This window comes from Streptomyces sp. NPDC058274 (genome assembly GCF_042881375.1).
Lineage (GTDB): Bacteria > Actinomycetota > Actinomycetes > Streptomycetales > Streptomycetaceae > Streptomyces.
Genome location: NZ_JBHVXW010000002.1, coordinates 544,331 through 568,374, shown reverse-complemented (window position 1 = coordinate 568,374; position 24,044 = coordinate 544,331). Strand labels below are relative to the sequence as shown.

Here is a 24,044-nt window from a genome sequence, read left to right as displayed (position 1 = left end):
TTCCACTCAAGGCGCTGAGCGGGAGGCCCGCGGGGGCAGAAGCGGTTAAGTTCCCGCCATGGCCGCATACCCCGTGGATCCGCGCGATCCCGACGCCGCGTATCTCAGCTTCTGGCGTGAACACCACCTGTGCACCCTGAGCACCCTCCGCCCCGACGGCAGCCCGCACGTGGTGCCCGTCGGGGTGACCTACGCACCGGAGGAGGGTCTGGCTCGGGTGATCGCCAACAAGGCGAGCGCGAAGGTGGCCCACATCCAGGCCGCGGGGTCCGCCGGCGCCCGGGTCGCGGTCTGTCAGGTCGACCGGCGCCGCTGGGCGACCCTGGAGGGCCTCGCGGCGGTCGTCACGGACCCGGAGCGGGTCGCGGAGGCGGAGCGGCGGTACGCGGAGCGGTACGGGCGCGTGCCCTCGCCCAGTCCCGCGCGCGTGGTGATCGAGATCGAACTGACCTCGGCGATGGGGCGAGGGTGATTTCCGGCCTTCGTGACAGCGGCTGACGTCCGGGGCACGAGCAGCGATCGATTCCGGCCCCGTTTCCCGGGACGACCGGCCACCATGACATCGGTCGATATCTGGATCTTTCGCCCATAACGACAGCGGCGTCACCGTGTTCAGGTCACGGTGACGCCGCTGCGGGGGGAAGTACCTGCGCGATCTACAACGACGGGGGAATCGCGTCAGGCACTGCGGGGGGTGGCTGAGATGGTCCGTACATCCGGGGCTTCCGGCTCGACCAGCTGATGGTCACGCTGGTCAAGGTTCACAAAGATCATTCCGTACCTTATGGCGCACCGAACCGGCTGCGGCGCCCCCCGAGGCCGTCGCAGACACCGGTACGCCCGTACGTCCTCGTCGTCGTCCCGGGTGACGACCACCGGCTCTCCGAACACCGTCACCATCAACGAGTCACCGCTGTGGGGGATGGCGGTGGCCAGGTCGATGAAGTGCCAGCCGGAGCGGTAGGCGGTGGCCATTTCGCGGCGGAAGGAGCGGTCGTCGGGTGGAGTGGTCATGCCTCCACGCCCCTGGGGGCGCCGATGCTCCAGGACAGGTCGCCCTGCACTTGCCAGGACGTGTCCGTCCGGCCACTGCTCCAGGAGAGATCGCCGGGCACGGCGCCGGGCGTGCTGGACACTTGTGCATGGGCAGGCTCACTGCTCCAGGAAAGGTCCAGAGCACTTGCGGCACTGAAAACCACCCCTGCGGAGAAGGCGACAGCGAGCACCGAGCGAACCATTCTCTTGCACATAGTCGGCTTCGTCCTCACTTCCTTGGATACTCTCCCCCGCCGTCCACCAAGACGATGGCTCATTCAGTCAGGCAAACACCACAGGGTCGATGCATCATGTTCCTGCACGTTCAGGACCCTGGGGGGTGGAGCTTTGCCTACAAACAACTCACATCGGACACATCCTCATGCCGAGACTGAACTGTGTGACGAGGGAAAGCGTCTGTACGCCAGCGCTCTGCGCTCCGGCCGCATCGCCCGCAAGGAGGTGGAACCAGCCCCTTGCCTGATGGAATTCGCCCTGCTGCACCCCGATCCGGACGACGCACACTGGCTGCGACCGGTCCCCCCTGCGGCGGCACTGGCACAGCGCCTGCATCCCCTGGAACGGGAGATTCAGGACCGTAGGAGCCTGGCGGTGCAGTTGACCGACTCCTTCGAGCCATTCATGGTCATCACCGCACAGGATCCGGCGACCACGCATGCGATCACCGTGCTCGAAGGGATCAACCGGATCAATTCGGCGATCGAGCTCGCGATGGCCGAATGCCGCTCGGAGATCCTCACCGTCCAGCCGGGCGGCGGCCGCAGCGAGCACTCCCTCACCGAGGCCCTGGAGCGGGGCCAGGCGGTCATCGCCCGCGGCATCACCATGCGCACGCTCTATCAGCACACCGCACGGCACAGCCAGGGAACACTCGCGTACGCCGAACTCATGACGAAGGGCAGCGTCGAGATACGTACGCTCGAAGAGCTCATCGAACGGCTCATGATCTTCGACCGCACCGTGGCCTTCATCCCCGCGCAGAGCGACACACAGGTCGCCCTGGAACTGCGCCACGCCGGTCTCGTCGAGTACCTGGCCAAGGTCTTCGAACAGCTCTGGGCCCGTGGTGTCCCGCTGCTCGAGGAGGCGCCCTACGCGCCGCCCACCGACGGCATCACCGGCGTTCAGCGCTCCATAGCCAAACTGCTCGTCGAGGGCCACGTCGACGAGGCCATCGCCCGCCGGCTCGGGATGAACGTCCGCACCTGCCGCGCCCACATCGCCAAACTCGCCGCCGCGCTCGGCAGCGGAAGCCGGGCCCAGCTCGGCTTTCTGATCGCCCAGTCGGGAATCCTGGACCAGGGCCACTGAAATGCGCGGGGAAGTGAGCCACACATGACCGCCCGGCACGGGCACCGCGCGGAGGAGCCGTGCGAGGCGGGCCTGGAGCTGTACGCCCGCGCACTGCGGGAGGGCCGCATCACGCAGCGGGAGGCCGACGCGCTCCCCTGCCTGGTCGATTCCGGCCTGCTCCAGCCGTCCGTGGAGGACATGAGCCGGCTGGAACCCGTGGCCCCCGCCGTCGCCCTGCACCGGCTGCTGCGCACCGCCGAGGACCGCATCGCGGACGAACGGCGGCGCGAGGAGCACCTGGCCTCGGTGTTCGAACCGCTCATGCGGCTCGACGGCAGGAGCACGGCGGCGGAGGAGACCCCGGCGATCGCCGTGCTCAGCGGCAAGGAACGGATCGGCCGGACCATCGGGGAGGCCGTGGCAGGGGCGAACACGGAGCTGCTCGCCATCCACCCGCGCACCTCGCACATCGGCACGGACCCCGAGATCCACCTGGAGGCCATGGGCCGCGACCAGGCCATGCTCGACCGCGGCGGCCGGATCCGCACCCTCTACCAGCACACCCTCCGCCACGCCCCCACGGTCCTTGCCCGCTACGAGCGGCTGGAGGGCGACGTGGAGGCCCGCACGCTCGACGAGGTCACCGACCGGATGATCGTCGTCGACCGGAGCGTGGCCTTCGTCCCGGCGAACAAGGACCACACCCTCGCGCTGGAGGTCCGCCACCCCGCCCTGGTCGACTTCTTCGTGGCCGCCTTCGAGCGCCTGTGGCGGCTTGCCACGCCCATGTACCCGGAAGCCGCCCAGCAGCCCGTCCTGGACGGCGTCACGGCCCGCCAGCGGGCCATTGCCGCCCTCCTCGTGGAGGGCCACACCGACGCCGTGATCGCCGACCGCCTCGGCATGAACATCCGCACGGCCCGCGTCCACATAGCGAAGCTCGCCGCCACCCTCGGCAGCGACAGCCGGGCCCAGCTCGGCTACCTCATAGGCCAGTCGGGGATCTTGGAGCGGGAGCGGGAGCGGGAGCGGGAGCGGTGACCTGGCTCAGCTCGGTGGGGCCGGTCGAGCCGGGCGGGCCGTCGAGGCCGGCCTGAGCGATACGGACGCCCAGCTGCGTACGGCTGGCGGCACCGAGGGTCTCGGACAGCCGGGCGATATGGGCGCGGCAGGTGCGGACGCTGATGCCGAGGCGCTCGGCGACCACGGCGTCCTGGTGGCCCTCCGCGAGCAGGGCGGCGATCGACCGTTCCCGGTGCGTGATGCCCTCGATGCCGGTCGAGGGCAGCGGCGCGGCCAGCGGGATGCCCAGCCGCCAGAGCCGCTCGAAGACCGTGACCAGGTAGTCCACCAGGGCCGGGTGGCGCAGTTCCAGGGCGACCGTGCGGTCCTCGTTCGCCGGGATGAACGCCACCTTGCGGTCGAAGAGGATCAGCCGCTCCACGACCTCGTCGAGCGTGCGGGCCTCGGCCGCTTCCCCCATGAGTTCCATGTACGTGTGCAAGCCCTGGCCGTGCCGCGCCACGTGTGTGTACAGGTCGCGCATCCGGACTCCGCGCCGGCGCATCTCCAGGGCCCGGTGCAGGCCTTCGGAGAGTTCGTCCTCACGGCGGATGCCGCCGGGCTGCACCGTCAGGACCTCGGTCCGGCACGCCTCGGTGGCTCCGTCTATCGCGGCGTGGATGCGCGGCAGTCCGTCGAGGACACGGATCGCGGCGCCCTCCGCCGGGGCCTGGACGCGGCCGCCGAGACCCGCGTACCACTCGAAGGCGGACACGGCGGCGCCCATCCGCGACTGGCTCGCGCTGACCTCCTCGTACACGCCCCGCAGCAGTCGGGTCATGACCTCCTGCGGCGAGGTCGGCACCAGCCAGCCCATGTCGTCGGGGTCGGGGTGCAGCAGCGCCAGCTCCAGAAGGCACGGCACCGCTTCGGCGTCCGAGCGCGGCACGCGGCCGCGCCGCACGGCACGGGAATACACGCGGTCGCCGCCCTCGCACAGCCGGTCAGCACCGTGCGGATGCGTGTCCGTCCTGTGCCCCGCCATCTCCCACCCCTGGCTCCAAATTCCTGGCTCCAGCGTCTTGCGCGATGCAACGCCTCGGCGTCTTCCGCAGCGCAACTATGCGCGGCCCCGTCCGCCATCGCAACACGGCTCCCTCCCGCGAGTGCCCCCTATCGAGCGGATACGTCGGTAAATTTCCGCACCTCCGTACGGTCCCTTGCAACAAGATGACGGCCACAACGCCCCCGGTGCGCCGGTGAGATGCGCCGCCCGCCATGTGAGCCACCGGAAATCCCCGGTTGACCGGCGCGTCACGGAGCGCACTTAACGTCAGGCCATGGCGGACATATTCGACGCGTACGCGTTGGCCGAGGCGTGGGACGAGATGTTTGAGCGGCCGGGTGTGGTCAGGACCGCCTATGAGCCGGTGCTGGCCGCGCTGCAGCCCATCGAGCCGGCCGAACTGCGGTTCCGGGCCGACCAGATGGCCCGGGCCTTCACCGACCGGGGCGTGACCTACGCGTTCGCGGGCGAGGAGCGCCCCTGGCCGCTGGACCTGGTGCCCCGCATCCTCGACGCGCTGGAATGGGACCTCATCCAGCGCGGTGTGGCCCAGCGGGTGAAGGCACTGGAGGCCTATCTGGCGGACGCCTACGGGCCTTGCCGGGCCTTCGAGGACGGCGTCGTGCCCTGGCGGCTGCTGCTCAACTCCCCGCACTTCCACCGGGCCGCGCACGGGGTCGAGCCACCCGGCGGCGTACGCATCCATGTGGCCGGAATCGATCTGGTGCGGGACGAGCAGGGTGACTTCCGCGTCCTGGAGGACAACGTCCGCGTGCCGTCCGGTGTGTCGTACGTCATCGAGAACCGGCGCGCGATGACCAGGATCTTCCCCTCGCTCTTCGCCGAACAGCACGTGATGCCGGTGGACGGCTACGCGCAGCGGCTGCTGGCGGCGCTCAGAGCCGCGGCCCCGGGCGGGGTCACCGATCCGCGCGTCGTCGTCCTCACTCCCGGCCCCAGCAACGCCGCCTACTTCGAACACGCCCTGCTGGCACGGCTGATGGGCGTGCAGCTGGTCGAGGGCCACGACCTCGTCTGCCGTACCAACCGGGTGTGGATGCGGACCACCCGGGGCGAGATGCCCGTCCACGTCGTATACCGGCGCCTCGACGACGACTTCCTCGACCCGCTCCAGTTCCGGCCGGATTCGGTCATCGGCTGCCCGGGCATCCTGAGCGCCGCACAGGCGGGCAACGTGACCCTCGCGAACGCCGTCGGCAACGGCATCGCCGACGACAAGCTGCTCTACACCTACGTCCCCGACCTCATCCGGTACTACCTCGGCGAGGAGCCGGTGCTGCCGAACGTCGAGTCGTTCCGGCCGGACGAGCCGGGCCAGTTGGAGGCCGTGCTCGACCAGCTGGACCAGCTCGTCGTGAAGCCGGTGGACGGGGCCGGCGGTCAGGGGATCGTGATCGGGCCGCACGCCGACCGCGAGACGCTCGCGAGGGTCCGCGAGGAGGTCATCGCCGATCCGCGCGGCTGGATCGCGCAGCGCCCGGTCGCCCTGTCCACGTCCCCCACTCTCGCCGGTGAGCGCATGGCGCCGCGCCACATCGACCTGCGCCCCTTCGCCGTCCACGACGGCAGCGACGTGTGGGTGCTGCCCGGTGGCCTCACCCGGGTCGCGCTCCAGGAGGGCAACCTCATCGTCAACTCCAGCCAGGGCGGCGGTTCCAAGGACACCTGGGTGCTCGCGGAGGGGGCCGCGGAACGTCCGGTGCCCGACGAAAGCGGCCCGCTCACCGAGGTGGTACCCCGCCAGCACGGACCCGACGGCGACCACACCGTCGTACAGGAAGGGGCGCAGCAGCAGTGAACGACGTGATCCTCTCCCGGATAGCCGAGGCCCTGACCTGGACGGGCCGGTACGTGGAGCGCGCGGACGCCACCGGGCGCATCCTCGACGCCTATCTGCACCGGCTCCTGGAGGACCCCTGGCGCGACGAGGACGTGGCCTGCCGCTCCCTCTACGCGATCCTGGGCGTCGACGCGGGCGGGCAGCGCGTCGACATGCAGCAGGTGCTGGACCAACTGGCCTTCGACGGACGGTCGACGTGCTCGATCGAGGGCGCGCTGGGCGCGGCCCGGCTGAACGCCCGCAGTGCCCGTGAGGCCGTCTCCTCCGAGATGTGGGAGTGCCTCAACTCCACCTGGCACGCGCTCGCCGACCAGCGCCTGGCGGCCCGCCGCACCGGCCCGTACGGCTATCTGGAGCTCGTACGGCGCAGGGCGGCGCTCTTCTTCGGTCTCGCCGACTCGACGATGAGCCGCGACGACAGCTGGCGGTTCGTGGTGCTGGGCCGGAGCCTGGAGCGGGTGGACATGACCGTACGGCTGCTGTCCGTACGGGTGCTGGACGCGGCCCACGCCCCCGACTGGCCCACCCTGCTCAGCGCGAGCGGCGCGGACGAGGCGTACGCGCGGGTGTACGGCGGCTTCGGGGACACCCCCAGAGTGGCCGAATTCCTGCTCATGGACCGGGACTTCCCCCGCTCGGCGCTGCACGCGCTGACGACGGCGGAGGAGTGCCTGGCGGCGCTGGGGCGCCCGCGCCAGGACCCCGCGCGGCGCCCCATCGGCCGGCTGCGCACCCGTCTCGAATATCTGGACTCGCACGCCCTGGAGGAACAACTCCCGCAGCTGCTGCGGGACTTGCAGCACTCGTGCATGGCGTGCGCGGAGGCGGTGGCGGAGCAGTTCTTCCCCTACCAGGGGGCTGTCGAGTGGGCGCAGGAAGGAGCGTGAGCGACGTGAGTGACGCGAACAACCAGGGCCAGGTGCGTACACCGGTGACGCGCCGGCTGCGCATCCGGCACATCACCCGTGTCTCGTACGCACAGGCCGCGGTCTCCTCGCACAACGAGGTCCGGATGACTCCGCTGACGCTGCCCGGCCAGACGACCCTGGACGCCCGGGTCACCGTGAACCCGTCCACCCCCACCTGGTCGTACTGGGACTACTGGGGCACCCAGGTCACCGGCTTCGACCTGATGGACCCGCACGCCGACCTGACGATCACGGCGTCGAGCCTGGTGGAGACCTCGCCGCCGGAGCCGCTCGGGTCCGCCCCGGCCTGGGCGGAGGTGGCCGAGGCCGCCACGAACTCCCGGCTGGCGGAGTTCACGGCGGCGACCTCGCGCACCATCGTGCCGCCGGAGCTGGTGGCCCGGGCCCGCGCGGCGGCCGACGGTCTCGACCCGCACGAGACGGCGGTCGCCGTCTCCGCCCTGGTCGCCGACCGGGTGTCGTACATCCCGGGCGCCACGGGCGTGAACACCGGCGCCGCGGAAGCCTGGGAGCAGGGCGCGGGCGTCTGCCAGGACATCGCCCATGTCACCGCCGCGCTCCTGCGGGGCCTGGGCCTGCCCACCCGGTACGTCTCGGGCTATCTGCACCCCGAGCGCGACGCCGAGTTGCACCGTCCCGTCGCCGGCCAGAGCCATGCCTGGATCGAGTACTGGGCGGGCGACTGGGCCGGCTACGACCCCACCAACCGCACCCGCGCCGACGAGTCCCACGTGGTGGTGGGCCGCGGCCGCGACTACGACGACGTGACCCCGCACAAGGGGATCTACCGGGGGGTGGCCGGCGGGCCGCCCGAGGTGACGGTGGAGTTCACGCGGGTGGGGTGAGCCCCGGGCGGGGTGCGGCGAGCCCGGGCGGGCCGCTGCAGCGCGTCAGCCCGTCAGCCCGTCAGCACTTCGCCCCTCAGCCCTTCAGCCCGATGGCGTTGCAGTCCGACTTGAACTTGGACGTGCAGATCTGCTTGACCGTGTAGATGCCGTCCTGGACGACCGTGTTCTTGATGTTGTCCTGGGTCAGCGCGACCACGGGGACGAGCTGGGAGGGGACCTTCTTGGTGGTGGGGCTGTCGACCTTGTCGCGGGTGAGGGCGTCGAACTCGATCGAGCGGCCCTGCACCCGTGCCACGGCCATCTCGGCGGCGGCGTTGGCCTCCTGCGGGTACGACTTGTAGACGCTCATGTACTGGTCGCCGGAGACGATGCGCTGCACGGCGTCCAGCTCCGCGTCCTGACCGGTGACGGGCGGGAGCTTGCCCGCGCCGGTCTCCTTCAGCGCCTGGATGACGGCGCCCGCCATGCCGTCGTTGGCGGAGTAGACCCCGGCGATGTTGTCCAGGCCGATGGCCGTGATCGCCTTCTCCATGTTGGCCTTGGCGTTCTCCGGCTTCCAGTCCTTGGTGTCGTACGTCTTGGCGATGTTCACCTTGCCCTGGAGCTCCGCCATGGCGCCCGCCTTGAACTGGGCGGCGTTCGGGTCGGTGACCGAGCCGTTCATCATGACGACCTTGCTGGAGGCCGCGCGGGAGCCCAGTGCCTCCACGAGCGCCCTGCCCTGCACCTCGCCGACGAGCTCGTTGTCGAAGGAGATGTACGCGTCGATCGGGCCCTGCGCCAGGCGGTCGTACGCGATGACGGGGATACCGGCGTCCTTCGCCTTCTGGATGCCGCTCGCGATGTCCTTCGAGTCCACCGCGTCCACGAGCAGGACGTCGACCTTGTCGGCCACCATCTTGGCGAGCTGGCTGTTCTGCTTGTCCGCGTCCTGCTCCGCGTTCGCGTACTCGACCCGGCCCTTGTCGTGGGTGAGCTCGGCGACCTTCTTCTCGATGATCGGGTAGTCGAACTTCTCGTACCGGGAGTTCTCCTTCTCCGGAAGGAGGAGGCCCACCGTGATGTCGTCGCCCTTCTTGGGGGTGGCCGAGCTTCCGCCGCCCCCGATGCCGTCCACGACGCCGCAGGCGGTGAGTGAGGCAGCCGTGGCAAAAGCGCCCATGGCCATGGCGGTACGACGCATACGGATACGGGTGTTCACTTCACGTGCCTTCCGGACGAGGGCGCAGCATTGCGACCCAGGTGGCTGAAAGCCAACGCGGCGATCACCCCAGCGTCAAGGAGTAGTCGCTTAACGAGATGGCAACAGCATTCTGTGAGCGGGCGGTGAAGATGCCGTCCGCTGAGCCCACCACTCCGTTTCACCCTCTCCACCTCGGCAAATCCCCCGCCGCTCACGACTACGAGTGTGCCCGTCACGGCCAGTAGTCACTTGCATACGGCTCCGCATCGTGCGACTCTGTCCGCTCACCTCAGTTATCGAACACGTGTTCCCGTACGAAAGGAAGGGAGGGCGCCGGATGAGCGGCGTACGCGCGACGGGCGGTGCGGTGTGGATCGGCTCGCTCATCCGCCGCTTCCCCGACCTCGTCGACGAGCTGGCGCCCACGGCCGGCCCCGTGCCCCGGGAGGCCCGGGGCGCCCCCTCGGGCGGCCCCACACCTCCCTTACGCCTGCACGTCTCCGATGCCGTGCGCGACATCACCGACGGAGTCGTCGAGCTGGAGGAGGCCGTCCGCGAACGCCTCGGACTGCGGCCCGTGGGCCCCGCGTCGGTGCCGGTGCGGCTGCGCCGTATCGCCGGGCTGCTGGAACGCATCGCCGGCGATCCGGTGCTCGCGGCCCATGTCGAGGACGAGACCCGGCGGATGGCCGCGCGGTGCGCCCGCGCACTCGGTGACCCCGAGCAGATGGTGCGGCTGACGGGCCGCTGCCCGCGGTGCGACTCGGTGTCCCTGCGGGCGTTCCCCGAGCGCGCCGAGCTGCGCTGCGTGAATCCCGTGTGCGGCGCGGTCCTGGACGGCGAGGCGGACGGATCGTGACCTCTCCCCTGATCACCGCCGAGCTGGCCGCCGACGAGGTGGGCGTCACCCCCGCGACCATCCGCAAGTGGGTCCAGCGCGGCCATCTGCGGCCCGCCGGCACCGAGGGGCGGCGCCGGCTGTACCGCCTGGAGGATGTCTTCGCCGCGGAACGCGCGACGCACTACGCCCGCACCCGGCCCCACCCGCCCCCGTGACCCCTGACCCCCACTCACCCCCACGCCCGCCTCACCGGCCCGGCCACCACCCCGGGCAGCCCGGCCCTCCGGTCGCCCCGCCGCCCTCCGACCACCCCCCGGCCGCCCCGCCCTGCTCGAGCACGCCCACCCCGAATAACCAATTGGCATAAGCCAGTTGCACGTTCCGGAGCGTCGCGTCACACTGGAAGCAGCGGCAGAGCTGCGCCCGGATCGCGGGCGGCGGACCTGCCGCTTTGTGTTGCCCACCTAGGAGCACCTCATGGCCACACCCCTGACCGAGGGCGTCACCCTCGAACTGGAACGCCTCCGCAGCTCGGTGGACGTCGGCTTCGCCACCACCCGCGGCGATCTGGCTCTCCTCCTGCAGCGCGCCGACCAGACCGACAAGTGCCTCGGCGAACACGAAGACCGCATCGAAGCCCTGGAACGCACCCGCTGGCCCCTGACCTCGCTGGCCGCACTCACCTCCTGCGCCGCCCTGGCGATCACGCTCTGGCAGGCCCTGGCCCGCTGACGCCCGGCCGGACGCACGACGAAGGGGCCGGGAGGTTCGCCCTCCCGGCCCCTTCGTGCACGCCTGACAACGGTTACTCGGCCGACCGCTTGGGCCGCCACACCACCAGCGCACTCGTCTGCTGGACCTCCTGGTACGGCACCAGGTCCCGGCGGTACGAGGCGTGGACGGCCGCCTCGCGCTGCTGCATCGCGGCAGCGGCACCGTCGAGAGCCGACTCCAGCTCCATGACCCGGGACTGGAGCGCGGCGACCTGGTTCTCCAGCTCGATGATGCGCTTGATCCCGGCCAGGTTGATGCCCTCGTCCTGCGACAACTGCTGCACGGTGCGCAGCAGTTCGATGTCGCGGGCCGAGTAACGCCGGCCCCGGCCCGCGGTGCGGTCCGGGGAGACCAGCCCCAGCCGGTCGTACTGACGCAGGGTCTGCGGGTGCAGACCGGAGAGCTGGGCCGCCACCGAGATGACGTAGACCGGCGTCTCCTCGGTCAGTTCGTAGGGGTTGCGACGACGGCCGGGTACGTCCATGGCGTTCTCATGCTCCCTTCGCGGCCTGGAACAGCTCCGCCCGCGGATCCTCGTCCGCGGTCGCCTCGCGATACGCCTCCAGCGCGTCGCGAGCCTTGCCCGAAACGTCCTTGGGGACGGTGACCTCGACGGTGACCAGCAGGTCGCCGCGGGTGCCGTCCTGGCGGACCGCGCCCTTGCCGCGGGCGCGCATCGTACGGCCGTTGGGCGTGCCCGGCGGCAGCTTGAGAGTGACCGGCGGCCCGCCCAGCGTGGGCACGCGCACCTCGCCGCCGAGCGCCGCCTCCGCGAAGGTGACGGGGACCGTGACGGTGAGGTTGTCGCCCTTGCGGCCGAAGACGGGGTGGGCGCCCACGTGCACGACGACGTACAGATCGCCCGCGGGTCCGCCCCGCTCGCCCGGGGCTCCCTTGCCGCGCAGCCGGATCCGCTGGCCGTCGCTGACGCCGGCCGGGATGCGGACCTGCATCGTGCGCGACGACTTGGCGCGGCCGCTGCCCTTGCAGACCTCGCAGGGGTTCTCCGCGATCAGTCCGCGGCCCTTGCAGTCCGGGCAGGGGTCGGTCAGCGAGAAGCCGCCGCCCGAACCCCGCGCCACCTGTCCGGTGCCGACGCACGTCGGGCACACGCGCGGTGTGCCGTTCGCGTCGCCGGTGCCCGAGCAGGCCTTGCAGGGCGCCTGCGAGGACATGCGCAGCGGGACCGTCGCGCCGTCCACCGCTTCCGTGAAGCTCAGCGTGACCTCGGACTCGATGTCCTGGCCGCGCCGCGGCTGCGTACGGGAACCGGTGCCCGCGCCGCCGCGGTTGAACAGGCCCCCGAAGACGTCGCCGATGCCGCCGCCGAAGCCGCCCTGCGCCGTCCCGCCCTGGGCGCCGCCTCCGAAGAGGTCGCCCAGGTCGAAGTTGAACGAACCGCCACCGGCGCCGGGACCCGGGCGGAAGCCGCCGTTGCCGAAGAGGGCGCGTGCCTCGTCGTACTCCTTGCGCTTCTTGGGGTCACCGAGGATGTCGTTGGCCTCGGAGATCTCCTTGAAGCGGTCCTCGGCCTTCGCGTTGCCCTTGTTGGCGTCCGGGTGGAACTCGCGGGCGAGCTTGCGGTACGCCTTCTTGATCTCGGCTTCGGTGGCGTCCTTGGGGACGCCGAGGACCTTGTAGTAGTCCTTCTCGATGAAGTCCTTGGTGCTCATCCTCGACGTCCCTCCTTCCCTGCGTTCTCTGTGACGTCAGCCCTCGTCCGGGCCACCGCTCTCCTTGTCGTCGCCCGCCTCGGCGGAATCCGGGGAGTCCGCCTTGACCGCCTGCGCCCCGGGCTGGGGCTCGGCGACCGCCACCCGCGCTGGGCGGATGGTGCGCTCGCCGATGCGATACCCAGGCTGCAGAATCGCCACGCACGTCGTCTCCGTGACATCCGGCGCGTACGAGTGCATCAGGGCCTCGTGGATCGTCGGGTCGAAGGGCTCGCCCTCCTTGCCGAACTGCTGCAGGCCCATCTTCGCCGCGACGGTCTCCAGCGACTCGGCCACCGACTTGAAGCCGCCGACCAGTTCGCCGTGTTCGCGCGCGCGGCCGATGTCGTCGAGTACGGGCAGGAGCTCGGTCAGGAGGCTCGCCACGGCGAGCTCCTTGACCGCGATCCGGTCGCGCTCGACACGGCGGCGGTAGTTCTGGAACTCGGCCTGGAGCCGCTGGAGGTCCGCCGTGCGCTCACTGAGCGCCGTGCGTGCCTGGTCCAGCTGAGCCGTCAGGCCCACCAGTTGTGCTGCTGCGTCCCCGCCCGGGGCCGCCCCCTCCTCCGGAGAGGGGGTGGCGGCCTGCGGCTCGGCGTCGTCAGAGGTCGCGCCGGAGGGGACGTCAGGCTTCTCGTCGAAACCCGGGGTCTCCTCCGTCACGCGGCACCATCCTTGCGGTCCTCGTCGACGATCTCGGCGTCGACGACGTCGTCGTCAGCGGCCTTGGCACCGGCGTCGTCACCGGGCGCCTCGGCACCGGCAGCACCCTGCGCGGCGTTGGCGTCGGCGTACATCGCCTGGCCCAGCTTCTGCGAGACGGCCGCGACCTTCTCCGTCGCCGTACGGATCTCGGCGGTGTTCTCGCTCTCGCCGGTCGCGCCCTTGAGCGCGGCCTTCAGCTCCTCGACGGCGGCCTCGACCTCGGTCTTGACCTCGCCGGGGACCTTGTCCTCGTTGTCCTTGAGGAACTTCTCCGTCTGGTAGACGAGCTGCTCGCCCTGGTTGCGGGTCTCGGCGGCCTCGCGGCGCTTGTGGTCCTCGTCCGCGTACTGCTCGGCCTCCTGGCGCATCCGGTCGACCTCGTCCTTCGGCAGCGAGGAGCCACCGGTGACGGTCATCTTCTGCTCCTTGCCCGTGCCCAGGTCCTTCGCGGTCACGTGCATGATGCCGTTGGCGTCGATGTCGAAGGCGACCTCGATCTGCGGGACACCGCGCGGGGCCGGCGGCAGACCGGTCAGCTCGAACATCCCGAGCTTCTTGTTGTACGCCGCGATCTCGCGCTCGCCCTGGTAGACCTGGATCTGCACGGACGGCTGGTTGTCCTCGGCCGTCGTGAAGATCTCGGAACGCTTGGTCGGGATCGTGGTGTTGCGCTCGATGAGCTTCGTCATGATCCCTCCCTTGGTCTCGATGCCGAGGGACAGCGGGGTCACGTCCAGGAGCAGGACGTCCTTGACCTCACCCTTGAGGACACCGGCCTGCAGGGCGGCGCCGATGGCGACGACCTCGTCCGGGTTCACGCCCTTGTTGGCGTCCTGGCCGCCGGTCAGCTCCTTGACGAGCTCGGCGACGGCGGGCATACGCGTGGAGCCACCGACGAGAACGACGTGGTCGATCTCGGACAGCTGGATGCCGGCGTCCTTGATGACGTTGTGGAACGGCGTCTTGCAGCGCTCCAGCAGGTCGGCCGTCAGCTGCTGGAACTGGGCGCGCGTGAGCTTCTCGTCCAGGTGCAGCGGGCCCTCGGCGGACGCCGTGATGTAGGGCAGGTTGATCGAGGTCTCGGTGGACGAGGACAGCTCGATCTTGGCCTTCTCGGCGGCCTCACGGAGGCGCTGGAGCGCCATCTTGTCCTTGGAGAGGTCCACGCCGTGACCGGACTGGAACTGCTTGACCAGGTAGTCCATGACCCGCTGGTCCCAGTCGTCACCACCGAGGTGGTTGTCACCGTTGGTGGCCTTCACCTCGACGACGCCGTCGCCGATCTCGAGCAGCGAGACGTCGAAGGTGCCGCCACCGAGGTCGAAGACGAGGATGGTCTGGTCGTCCTTGTCGAGACCGTAGGCCAGGGCGGCGGCCGTCGGCTCGTTCACGATGCGCAGGACGTTCAGGCCCGCGATCTCGCCGGCCTCCTTCGTCGCCTGGCGCTCGGAGTCGTTGAAGTACGCCGGGACGGTGATGACCGCGTCCGTGACCTTCTCACCGAGGTAGGACTCGGCGTCGCGCTTCAGCTTCTGCAGGATGAAGGCGGAGATCTGCTGCGGGTTGAAGGGCTTCCCGTCGAGCTCGATCTTCCAGTCCGTACCCATGTGACGCTTCACGGACCGGATGGTCCGGTCCACGTTCGTGACCGCCTGACGCTTCGCGACCTCGCCGACGAGCACCTCACCGTTCTTGGCGAAGGCGACGACGGACGGCGTGGTCCTGGCGCCCTCGGCGTTGGTGATGACGGTGGGCTCGCCGCCCTCCAGAACGCTGACGACGGAGTTAGTCGTGCCCAGGTCGATGCCGACCGCACGTGCCATTTCAATTCCTCCAACATGACTTGAGTGGAACGGACTCAAGTGTGCATGACGTCCGGCGCTCGGTCAACAGAGGTGAGTCGAGCAGACTCAACTCTTATCTCGCCCCTACACGCAAGAAGGCGCTGACCTGCGACTTTCCGCGAACGGACGCCGATGTGACATTGCCGGGACGGCGCCTCGGATGCCTCTCAGGCCTCTCCGCGACGGCTCCGAGACGGCTCCGAGACGGCAGAAAGCACCGGCCCGTCAGGCCACCGGAGTCCGCGGCCGCGGGCCCTTGCGGCGCCCCGGGACGGCACGCCGGGCGCCGCCGCCCTTCACACGGGGCGGGGCCACGACAGGCGCGGCGAACACCGCGGTCGCACCCGCCGACGGGGTCTCCCGGTGCCGGGTGCCCCCGGATCCGTATCCCCGAACCCGCGACAGGGCGAGTACGGCCGCCAGCGTGCCACCCGCCACCCACAGCGCGGCACCCGGGCCCAGCCGGCCCAGGTCGATCAGCAGCCCGACGAGCGCGCCGGCGAAGGCGGCCACGCCGATGACGACGGCGGCCCCCTGGGCGGTGAGCCCGAGCCGTCGCAGCCGGGGAGCGAGCCGGCCGGCGCGGCCCCGCGCCCCGAGCAGACCGAGGGCGAGGCCGGCGGTGGGCACGGCGGTCAGGGCGAACAGGGCCGCCACGCTCGGCAGGGGCGCGCGTCCGGCGTGCACCACGACCGCCGCCGAGGCGAGCACGAAGCCGGTGAACAGCGCGCCGCAGTCGCCGGACACGGTCCGGGCCGGGGGCCAGTTGTGCATCAGGAACCCGGTGAGCGCGGCGGCCAGCACGCTCAGCAGGGCGGCGAGTCCGTCCATGATCTCGGCCGCGGCGCAGCCGCCGAGCGCGAAGGCGGTCACCACCCCCACCGTCCCCATCACACCGTCCGCGTGACCGAGGGCCGCGAAGGCGTGGGCGACGAGGACGATCCAGACGATGGCCAACAGGGCGGCGGGCAGGCCGAGTTCGCCGTACGGCACCACGAACGCGGCGGCGACCGCGAGGCCGGCCGGCCGTACGGCCCGCGGCACCGGCCGCAGATCCCCGACGAGCCCCAGCACCGCCGCTCCGACCCCGGCGAGGAGCAGCACCCCGACCCCGGCGCCGAGGCGGGCGACCCCGGTCCAGTCCCCCACCCCCGCGACGATTCCCGTGCCGGCGACGACGGCCACACCCCCGAACAGCGGAACCACCCGCCCCCGCCGTCGCTCCACGGCCCCGAGGCGCAGCGCGGGCAGCCGCAGCAGCGCGCTGAGCGCGGCGGTGAGAAGAAGGGCCGACGTGGCGGCGGTGATCCCGTACAGCACGAGCCGAGGCTATGCCTATATCAGCTCATATCGGGTGAATAACACGATGTGCTTTTCCCCGCCTCCCGGGGCAGACGTGACCCGGGGCCGACACCTCCACTCAGGTCAGCCTCAGCGACACAGATCACCGCCCACCTGGCTACAGTGCGGCGCAAGAAGTGGGTAGTCTCAGACGGACTGCATAAGTTACCGCTTAGTAATCACTATCGAACTCCGCTACGAAGCCCCGCCTCGCAGGCCCGAGGAGCCCCCGAATGCAACTCGCCGCGATCATCGTGTCGCTGGTCCTGACCGTGGTCGGCGTGGCGCTCATCGCCCGAGCCGTCGCGCAGATCTACCGGTTCATCAAGCTCGGCCAACCGGTCCCGGCCGGTTCCCGCACCGACGACTGGAAGGCCCGCACCGTCACGCTGGCCAAGGAGTTCGTCGGCCACACCCGGATGAACCGGTGGGGAATCGTCGGCGTCGCGCACTGGTTCGTCGCGGTCGGCTTCCTCACGCTCGGCCTGACGATCGTCACCGCGTACGGCCAGCTGTTCAAGGCCGACTGGACGCTGCCGGTCCTGGGCGGCTGGCTGCCGTACGAGGTGTACACCGAGTTCATCGCCCTCGCGACGACCGTCGGCATCCTGGTCCTGATCGCGATCCGGCAGCTCAACCTGCCCTCGCGCCCGGGCCGCAAGTCGCGCTTCGCGGGCTCCAAGATGGGCCAGGCCTACTTCGTCGAGGCCGTCATCCTCGTCATCGGTCTGGCGATCATGACGCTGCGCGGCCTCGAAGGCGCCCTGCACCACGTCGACGGTTACGAGGCCGCGTACTTCGCGTCGTATCCACTGGTCGCCGCCTTCAAGGGCCTGAGCCTCGGCACGCTGCAGAACCTGGTCTACCTGACCGCCATGATCAAGCTCGGCGTCACGATGACCTGGGCGATCACGGTCGGTCTCAACACCAACATGGGTGTGGCCTGGCACCGCTTCCTCGCCTTCCCGAACATCTGGTTCAAGCGGAACGCGAAGGGCGCCACCGCCCTCGGCGGGCTCCTTCCGATGACCTCCGGCGGCAAGCCGATCGACTTCACCGACCCCGGTGACGACGACGTCTTCGGTGTCTCCCAGGTCGAGCAGTTCTCCTGGAAGGGGCTGCTGGACTTCTCGACGTGTACGGAGTGCGGGCGTTGCCAGTCGCAGTGCCCGGCCTGGAACACGGGTAAGCCGCTCTCCCCGAAGCTCCTCATCATGTCGCTGCGCGACCACGCGCACGCCAAGGCCCCGTACCTCCTGGCCGGCGGCGGCAAGGACATGGAGGGCAACGAGAAGGCCACCAAGGAACAGCTCGCCGACGTGCCGGCCGCCGCGCTCGCCGAGGCCGAGCGCCCGCTCATCGGCACCCTCGAAGAGAACGGCGTCATCGACCCCGACGTCCTGTGGTCCTGCACCACCTGCGGCGCCTGTGTCGAGCAGTGCCCCGTCGACATCGAGCACGTCGACCACATCGTCGACATGCGCCGCTACCAGGTGATGATCGAGTCCGCGTTCCCGTCCGAGGCGGGCACGATGCTCAAGAACCTGGAGAAGAAGGGCAACCCCTGGGGGCTGGCCAAGAAGCAGCGCCTGGAGTGGACGAAGGAGGTCGACTTCGAGATCCCGGTCGTCGGCCGCGACATCGAGGACCTCAGCGAGGTCGAGTACCTGTACTGGGTCGGCTGTGCGGGTGCCCTGGAGGACCGCGCCAAGAAGACCACCAAGGCCTTCGCCGAGCTCCTCCACATGGCGGGCGTCAAGTTCGCGATCATGGGCGGCGACGAGAAGTGCACCGGTGACTCCGCCCGCCGCCTCGGCAACGAGCCCCTGTTCCAGGAGCTCGGCATGGAGAACGTGGCCGCGCTGAACATGGCGTTCGGCGAGGATGACGAGGACCCGGAGACCAAGAAGCCGAAGTCCGCGAAGAAGATCGTCGCCACCTGCCCGCACTGCCTCAACACCCTCGGCAACGAGTACCCGCAGCTCGGCGGCGACTACGAGGTCATCCACCACACGCAGTTGCTCCAGCACCTCATCGACGAGGGCAAGCTGCTGCCGGTGACCCCGGTCGACGGCCTCATCACCTACCACGACCCCTGCTACCTGGGCCGCCACAACAAGATCTACACGCCTCCGCGCGAGATCATGTCGGCCGTCCCGGGCCTGCGTCAACAGGAGATGCACCGCCACAAGGAGCGCGGCTTCTGCTGCGGCGCCGGTGGTGCGCGGATGTGGATGGAGGAGCGGATCGGCAAGCGCATCAACAACGAGCGCGTCGACGAGGCCCTGTCGCTCAACCCCGACATCGTCTCGACCGCCTGCCCCTTCTGCCTCGTCATGCTGACCGACTCGGTCAACGGCAAGAAGGCTGCATCCGGCAGCGGCTCCGCCGCGGAGTCCGTCCAGGTCGTGGACGTCGCGCAGCTGCTGCTCGACTCCGTCAGGACGCCCGTCGACCCGGCCGGTTCCGCCGAGGCCGAGAGCACGCCGGAGCCGGAGCCCGTCAAGTAGCGGACGCTGCCGCCTGGTTGGCCCTGCGGACGACTGCGCCGGGTTCGGCCCGGCACCCACTGGCACCCCTTGTTCCTGGTTCACACCGGGGGCCTGGGGTGCTCGGTGTTTTCGGGGGCCTGGGGTGCTCGGCGTTTCCGGCCCGCTCCCGTGGGCGGTGTTCCCGGCAGGCGCCGCCGTGCCCGCCCCCGTGGCACTATCTCGGTCTACTTGGAGAGAAGGACGGCAGCGGCCCGGTGGCAGCGACCCCCCACGTCACCTTCTCCACCGCCCGCCGAGTCTCTGGAGACGGTTTGATACGCCTGCGTGCCGTACTGGTCTGTGCGGTGGTGCTCGCTGCCGGCACCGGGTGCGGCGGGGACGAGCCCGCGCCCCGGCACCCCACCGCCGGGAAACCGGCCGACCGCCCCGATCCCGGCGACTTCAACGGGGACGGCTACGACGATTTCCTGGGCTTCGTGCAGTCGGCGCCGAAGAACGGGGTCATGGGCACCAGCACACTGGTCGTCGTCCACGGCTCGAAGAAGGGGCTCAACCCGGCCTGGGCGACCCGGATCCGGCCGGCCAAGGGAGAGGAATTCGGGCCGCCGCCCCTGCGGGCCGACCTCGACAAGGACGGCTTCACCGACGTCGTCGCCAGCAGCGGCACGGACCTCGCCCAGGCGCGGACGTTCGCGATGTTCGGCGGTCCCCGCGGCCTCGGCGCCGCCCGCCTCCTCGACCTGCCGGCCGGCTTCCGCCCGCTGGCCGCCGCCGACTTCGACGGCGACGGATCCGTGGACCTCCTCGACGGCGGCCGGCGCGGCCCCGGCTCCGGGTGGCCACGCACCGACGGTGCCCTGCTGTACGGGCCGTTCGACCGCACCGGCACGCCACGGCGCCAGGTCGCCCTCGACCTGAGCCAGCACGGCTACAGCACCCCGCAGTCCGCCGTGACCGGAGACTTCGACGGCGACCACCGGGCCGAGGTCGTCCTCACCTATTCCTACGACGCGGAGCAGGACGACGCCGCACCGTCCGGCCTGTACAACGTCGCCTCCTACGAGGGCGGCGAGCGGGGCCTCGTCCGCGACACCCGGCAGGAGAGCCGTATCAGCCGGGCCGTGTCGACCCCCGGCGGCCCGCGCACCCCCGCCGTCGGCGACGCGGACGGCGACGGCACCGACGATCTCCTGCTGCCCACCCGGCTGATCGTCGCCCCCGCCGACCTGCCGAAGACCGGCGGCGCGCTGACGATCCTGTACGGCGCCCGGTCGGGCCTCGGCACCGGGCGCCGGGAGACCGTGATCGGGAACAGGGACACCGACCAGCGGCGCGTCGACTTCGGTGCGTCGCCGGCCGTGGGTGACGTCAACGGCGACCACCGCCCCGACGTCGTGGTCGACATCCCGGACTTCCGGCGCCACGACGGCCGGGTCACCCTGTTGCCGGGCGGCCCCGACGGGGTGCCGTCCGCGGCGGGTGAGCAGTCGGTGGACGCGGGGACCAAGGGGCTGCCCGGGACTCCGAACCCGTACTACTGGAACGCGTTCAACTACGAGCCGCCGCTGCTGGACGTCGACGGGGACGGCCACGCCGACGCGGTGGTCTTCGCGCCGCTCTACGAGAAGCGCAAGGGCGCGTTTGTGGTGCTGCGCGGCACGGACGCCGGGTTCGACCCGAAGCGGGCCCAGCTGTTCACCCCCGATGATCTGGGGACGGCACAGCGCCTTCCTTAGGGGCTGTCCGGCAGTTCCCGTCCGGCCCGTTCACTTGATGGCCACCCGAGCACAACCTTTCGTACGCCTCGTGAGTCACACGCACGAAAAACGCCCGCCCCTTTGCCCCGGGAGTCGCTCGTGCGTGCACAGACGTCGCATGCGAAGAAGCTGGCCGTCGCGGCCGCGCTGGCCGCGCTGGTCGCAGCCGGGCTGAGCCTGCCGCTCGCCGGCTCCGCCTCCGCGGCACCCACGCTCAAGGACGACTTCAACGGCGACGGTTACGCGGACCTCGCGGTCGGCGTCCCCGACGCCACCGTCTCCGGCGAGGCCAGGGCCGGATACGTGAATGTCGTCTGGGGCGGCCCCAAGGGCCTCGGCGACGCCGGCTCGACCACGCTCAGCCAGGCCACCGCCGGGATCCCGGGCCACCCGGAGGCGGCGGACCTGTTCGGTGCGCGGGTCGCCGCCGCGGACGTCGACGGCGACGGCCACGCGGACCTGCTCATCGGCGCGCCCAGCGAGTCCCTGACCGACCGCGCGTACGACGAACAGGGCACCCTCACCGTCGTGTTCGGCTCGCCGTCCGGCTTCCGCAAGACCGCGGTGCTGGCGGCGAAGGGGGCCGGGGAGGCGGAGCGCCTCGGCGGACTCTTCGTGACCGGTGACTACGACCACGACGGCGACGTCGACCTCGCGATCGGCACCAGCGGCGAGGAGGGCGGCGCCCTGCTGTACCGGCCGGGCCCCCTGGCGTCCCCCGCCCCGACGACCCTCCTCGACGGCTACGACTTCGGCGGCGCCAACGACCTGGCCACCGGCGACTTCGACGGCGACGGCACGGACGACGTGGCGGTCACCTGGTCCGGCATGGAGCTGTACGGCACCGGCGTCTGGTCCTGGTCCGGCGGCGAGGCGGCCGAGACCTGGCGCACCGGCGACTACGCGGCCTCCCTCGCCGTCGGCGACCTGAACGGCGACGGGGCCGACGACCTGGTCCTCGGCCAGCGGCACGACAACCCCGAGGCGGACGTCCCGTCACCGTGCCCGGACGAGTCGAGCGGGGCGGTCCTCGTCCGGTTCAGCGCGGGCGGCCTGAAGGGCGGCTCGGACACCTGCCTGTCGCAGTCGTCGGCCGGCGTCCCCGGCACGGCGGAGCCGGGCGACGCCTGGGGCAACGCGGTCGCGGTGGGCGACCTGGACGGCGACGGCGCGCCCGAACTCCTCGTCGGCGCCCCGGGCGAGGCCGTCGGCTCCCTCAAGAGCGCGGGCTCGGTCACCGTCCTGAAGGGCACCGCCCAGGGCCCGGTCGCCGGCGGCATCACATACACGCAGAACAGCCAGGGCGTCCCCGGCACCGCCGAGGCAGGTGACCGCTTCGGCGCCGCGGTGACCACCGGCCGCCACCACCCGGGCGGCGGCGCGGACCTGGCGGCCGGCGCCCCCGACGAGAACACCGGCACCGGCGGTGTCTGGTACCTCCCGACGACGGACGACGCGTACCCGGTGGGTGCCCGCGCGCTGACCCCGAGCAGCCTCGGTCTGTCCGGAGCAAAGGGGTACGGAACGGAACTCGGCCGCTGACCCGGAGCGGAGCGCCGTATCCCGCACGCCCCGACCGCCCCAAAACTTTTCCGAATTCACGTACAACCCTCACGTCCCGGCGTCGGTCTCCTGTTCGCCGACCGACCCATGACGCCCAGGACAACTCCAGGCAAACACGGGCGGTCCGCACCCCATTGACTGTGGACACCCGCCAGGCGTCCCCCGCATGCCGCAGGAGAATCCCGCATGCACAAGCATTTGCGTATCGCCCTCGCGACGGCCGCCACGGCCGCGCTGACGGGCGGTCTGCTCACCTTCACGACCACCACGGCTCTCGCCGCGGACTCGGTCCATCACCACGAGGCGGACTTCAACGGCGACGGCTACGGCGACACCGCGTTCTCCGCGGGCAACGCCACCGTCTCCGGCAAGAAGGAGGCCGGCCAGATAGTCGCCCTGTACGGGTCGGCGAACGGCGTCACCTCGTCCAACCGCAAGACGGTCAGCCAGAACACCACGGGTGTCCCCGGCTCCGCCGAGACGGGCGACGGCTTCGGCTGGGTCAGCGCGTACGGCGACTTCAACGCCGACGGCTTCGACGACCTGGCCGTGTCGGCCTCGTACGAGGACGTCGACGGGGACACCGACGGCGGCACCGTCCTCATCCTGTGGGGCTCGTCCGCGGGCCTCACCGGCGGTACGACGATCAAGGACCCGGCGGTCTCCTCGCACGACCGCTGGGGCCACACCCTGGCCGCCGGCGACTTCGACGGTGACGGCAAGGACGACCTCGCGGTCGGTTCCTCCGCCAGCACGATCTACGTCTTCAAGGGCGGCATCAGCCCGTCCGGCTCGTACGGCGGCCGCTACACGGTCAAGCCGGACATCATCTCCGGCGGCCAGTACGCCGGTCCGCTGAACCTCACCGCGGGCGATGTCAACGGCGACAAGAAGACCGACCTCGTGGTCGACGGCTTCGAGACCGACAGCGACTACGGCTGGAACACCAACTACTACATCCCCGGCACGGACTCCGGTCTGGACTCCAACGCCGCGGTGCAGCTCAAGCGCGGTGTCATCACGGCCATCGGCGACGTCAACGGCGACAGTTACGGCGACATCGTCACCGGCCAGGAGTGGGACCCGGCCACCGACGGCACCCCGTCCGTCCCCGAGTCGGTGGACGGCGGCCAGGTCCACCTCATCTACGGCTCCGCCGACGGCCCGGCCTACACGGTGGCCGTCACCCAGGACTCCGGCTCCGTGCCCGGCTCCTCGGAGCGCGGCGACTGGTTCGGCGGCGAGCTGTCGCTGGGCGACGTCAACGGCGACGGCTTCCAGGACCTCGCCGTCGCCGCCTCGGGCGAGAACCTGAACGGCATCGTCAACACGGGTGCGGTGACCGTCCTGTACGGCTCCGCGTCCGGCCTGAACACGTCCTCGGGCTCGCAGTACTTCGCCCAGTCGACGGCCGGTGTACCCGGCACGGACGAGAAGAACGACTACTTCGGCTCCGAGGTCAAGCTCACCGACGTCACCAACGACGGCCACGCGGACCTGCTGGTCGGCGCGAACGGCGAGAACGACTTCAACGGCGCGCTCACCTACCTGCCCTCCGGCGGCGCCAAGATCACCACGACGGGTGCGCGCTCCCTCGCCCCCTCCGCGGTCGGCGTCTCCACCGACGGCTACCCGGTCTTCGGCTCCAACGCCGCCAACTGACACACCCCCTTCCCCAGTCGGGGGGGCCCCCCCCCCCCCCGGGGGCGCGCCCCGGCGCGCCCGCCCACCCGAATAGGCCACCCCCACCACCCGCCCCCCCCCCCCCCCAAGCCCC

Annotated in this window: 22 protein-coding genes; 13 read left to right on the top strand and 9 right to left on the bottom strand. The window is 70.9% G+C overall.

All coding sequences use genetic code 11. The features are described 5' to 3' along the window. Positions 1-58: 58 nt before the first annotated feature. Entirely contained in the window at positions 59-472 is a 414-nt protein-coding gene (locus ACFVYF_RS07015) for a pyridoxamine 5'-phosphate oxidase family protein (protein ID WP_389451915.1), read from the top strand. A gap of 206 nt (positions 473-678) precedes the next feature. On the opposite strand, the gene ACFVYF_RS07010 is transcribed toward ACFVYF_RS07015, so the two are convergent. Further along, positions 679-1,014 (bottom strand): hypothetical protein, encoded by a 336-nt coding sequence (locus tag ACFVYF_RS07010; protein WP_389451912.1) that lies wholly within the window; start codon positions 1,012-1,014, stop codon positions 679-681. Further along, positions 1,011-1,136 (bottom strand): hypothetical protein, encoded by a 126-nt coding sequence (locus ACFVYF_RS07005; protein WP_389451909.1) that lies wholly within the window; start codon positions 1,134-1,136, stop codon positions 1,011-1,013. The genes ACFVYF_RS07010 and ACFVYF_RS07005 overlap by 4 nt, the downstream gene beginning before the upstream one ends. A 361-nt stretch (positions 1,137-1,497) precedes the next feature. Between ACFVYF_RS07005 and ACFVYF_RS07000 the strand changes: the two genes are divergently transcribed. Together ACFVYF_RS07000 and ACFVYF_RS06995 are read left to right on the top strand one after the other, a co-directional pair. Next, complete coding sequence (locus ACFVYF_RS07000) at positions 1,498-2,367, top strand: helix-turn-helix transcriptional regulator (protein WP_389451906.1); 870 nt, start codon at positions 1,498-1,500, stop codon at positions 2,365-2,367. Positions 2,368-2,391: 24 nt separating this feature from the next. After that, complete coding sequence (locus ACFVYF_RS06995; protein ID WP_389451903.1) at positions 2,392-3,390, top strand: helix-turn-helix transcriptional regulator; 999 nt, start codon at positions 2,392-2,394, stop codon at positions 3,388-3,390. Here the strand turns inward: ACFVYF_RS06995 and ACFVYF_RS06990 are convergent. Further along, positions 3,335-4,396 carry a LuxR C-terminal-related transcriptional regulator gene (locus ACFVYF_RS06990; protein ID WP_389451900.1) on the bottom strand — a complete coding sequence of 354 codons (1,062 nt, stop codon included), beginning with the start codon at positions 4,394-4,396 and terminating at the stop codon, positions 3,335-3,337. The two genes, ACFVYF_RS06995 and ACFVYF_RS06990, sit on opposite strands and share 56 nt — an antisense overlap. A 295-nt stretch (positions 4,397-4,691) precedes the next feature. Here ACFVYF_RS06990 and ACFVYF_RS06985 point away from each other — a divergent pair, with 295 nt between their 5' ends. Genes ACFVYF_RS06985 through ACFVYF_RS06975 form a run of 3 tightly spaced genes read left to right on the top strand, consistent with a single transcriptional unit; the run spans position 4,692 to position 8,052 of the window. After that, positions 4,692-6,236: a circularly permuted type 2 ATP-grasp protein gene (locus ACFVYF_RS06985; protein WP_389451897.1), complete on the top strand. Its 1,545-nt coding sequence runs from the start codon at positions 4,692-4,694 to the stop codon at positions 6,234-6,236. After that, positions 6,233-7,165: an alpha-E domain-containing protein gene (locus ACFVYF_RS06980; RefSeq protein ID WP_389451894.1), complete on the top strand. Its 933-nt coding sequence runs from the start codon at positions 6,233-6,235 to the stop codon at positions 7,163-7,165. Before ACFVYF_RS06985 ends, ACFVYF_RS06980 begins: the two co-directional genes overlap by 4 nt. A 44-nt stretch (positions 7,166-7,209) precedes the next feature. Then, on the top strand, positions 7,210-8,052 hold the full coding sequence (locus ACFVYF_RS06975) for a transglutaminase domain-containing protein (RefSeq protein WP_389452134.1): 843 nt from the start codon (positions 7,210-7,212) through the stop codon (positions 8,050-8,052). A gap of 76 nt (positions 8,053-8,128) precedes the next feature. On the opposite strand, the gene ACFVYF_RS06970 is transcribed toward ACFVYF_RS06975, so the two are convergent. Next, complete coding sequence (locus tag ACFVYF_RS06970; protein WP_389452132.1) at positions 8,129-9,238, bottom strand: sugar ABC transporter substrate-binding protein; 1,110 nt, start codon at positions 9,236-9,238, stop codon at positions 8,129-8,131. Positions 9,239-9,575: 337 nt separating this feature from the next. Here ACFVYF_RS06970 and ACFVYF_RS06965 point away from each other — a divergent pair, with 337 nt between their 5' ends. The 3 genes from ACFVYF_RS06965 to ACFVYF_RS06955 all read left to right on the top strand — a co-directional run bounded on the left by ACFVYF_RS06965 (position 9,576) and on the right by ACFVYF_RS06955 (position 10,811). Further along, on the top strand, positions 9,576-10,097 hold the full coding sequence (locus ACFVYF_RS06965; RefSeq protein ID WP_389451891.1) for a hypothetical protein: 522 nt from the start codon (positions 9,576-9,578) through the stop codon (positions 10,095-10,097). Then, positions 10,094-10,294, top strand: a complete 201-nt coding sequence (locus tag ACFVYF_RS06960) for a MerR family DNA-binding transcriptional regulator (RefSeq protein ID WP_389451887.1) — start codon at positions 10,094-10,096, stop codon at positions 10,292-10,294. The genes ACFVYF_RS06965 and ACFVYF_RS06960 overlap by 4 nt, the downstream gene beginning before the upstream one ends. Positions 10,295-10,556: 262 nt before the next feature. Then, positions 10,557-10,811 (top strand): hypothetical protein, encoded by a 255-nt coding sequence (locus ACFVYF_RS06955; RefSeq protein WP_389451884.1) that lies wholly within the window; start codon positions 10,557-10,559, stop codon positions 10,809-10,811. A 73-nt stretch (positions 10,812-10,884) separates the two neighbouring features. On the opposite strand, the gene ACFVYF_RS06950 is transcribed toward ACFVYF_RS06955, so the two are convergent. From ACFVYF_RS06950 to ACFVYF_RS06930, 5 genes are all read right to left on the bottom strand, one after another. After that, entirely contained in the window at positions 10,885-11,337 is a 453-nt protein-coding gene (locus ACFVYF_RS06950; RefSeq protein WP_389451881.1) for a heat shock protein transcriptional repressor HspR, read from the bottom strand. Positions 11,338-11,344: 7 nt separating this feature from the next. Further along, a complete protein-coding gene (gene dnaJ, locus ACFVYF_RS06945; protein ID WP_383286315.1) occupies positions 11,345-12,526 on the bottom strand; it encodes a molecular chaperone DnaJ in 1,182 nt (393 codons plus the stop codon). A gap of 36 nt (positions 12,527-12,562) precedes the next feature. Continuing rightward, positions 12,563-13,228, bottom strand: a complete 666-nt coding sequence (grpE, locus tag ACFVYF_RS06940; RefSeq protein ID WP_389451878.1) for a nucleotide exchange factor GrpE — start codon at positions 13,226-13,228, stop codon at positions 12,563-12,565. Continuing rightward, positions 13,225-15,093, bottom strand: a complete 1,869-nt coding sequence (gene dnaK, locus ACFVYF_RS06935; RefSeq protein ID WP_383286311.1) for a molecular chaperone DnaK — start codon at positions 15,091-15,093, stop codon at positions 13,225-13,227. Before dnaK ends, grpE begins: the two co-directional genes overlap by 4 nt. Before the next feature lie 246 nt (positions 15,094-15,339). Beyond that, a complete protein-coding gene (locus ACFVYF_RS06930) occupies positions 15,340-16,434 on the bottom strand; it encodes an MraY family glycosyltransferase (protein WP_389451874.1) in 1,095 nt (364 codons plus the stop codon). A 254-nt stretch (positions 16,435-16,688) separates the two neighbouring features. Here ACFVYF_RS06930 and ACFVYF_RS06925 point away from each other — a divergent pair, with 254 nt between their 5' ends. The 4 genes from ACFVYF_RS06925 (at position 16,689) to ACFVYF_RS06910 (ending at position 23,929) form a co-directional block, all read left to right on the top strand. Continuing rightward, the gene (locus tag ACFVYF_RS06925) at positions 16,689-18,965 is read left to right on the top strand and encodes a (Fe-S)-binding protein (protein WP_389451871.1); all 2,277 of its coding nucleotides are present in this window, start codon (positions 16,689-16,691) and stop codon (positions 18,963-18,965) included. Between the two features lie 293 nt (positions 18,966-19,258). Further along, positions 19,259-20,683, top strand: coding sequence for an FG-GAP and VCBS repeat-containing protein (locus ACFVYF_RS06920; protein ID WP_389451868.1), 1,425 nt, complete (start codon positions 19,259-19,261; stop codon positions 20,681-20,683). Between the two features lie 120 nt (positions 20,684-20,803). After that, positions 20,804-22,246 (top strand): FG-GAP and VCBS repeat-containing protein, encoded by a 1,443-nt coding sequence (locus ACFVYF_RS06915; RefSeq protein ID WP_389451865.1) that lies wholly within the window; start codon positions 20,804-20,806, stop codon positions 22,244-22,246. A gap of 207 nt (positions 22,247-22,453) precedes the next feature. Then, positions 22,454-23,929 carry an FG-GAP repeat protein gene (locus ACFVYF_RS06910; RefSeq protein WP_389451862.1) on the top strand — a complete coding sequence of 492 codons (1,476 nt, stop codon included), beginning with the start codon at positions 22,454-22,456 and terminating at the stop codon, positions 23,927-23,929. The last annotated feature ends 115 nt before the right edge of the window (positions 23,930-24,044 follow it).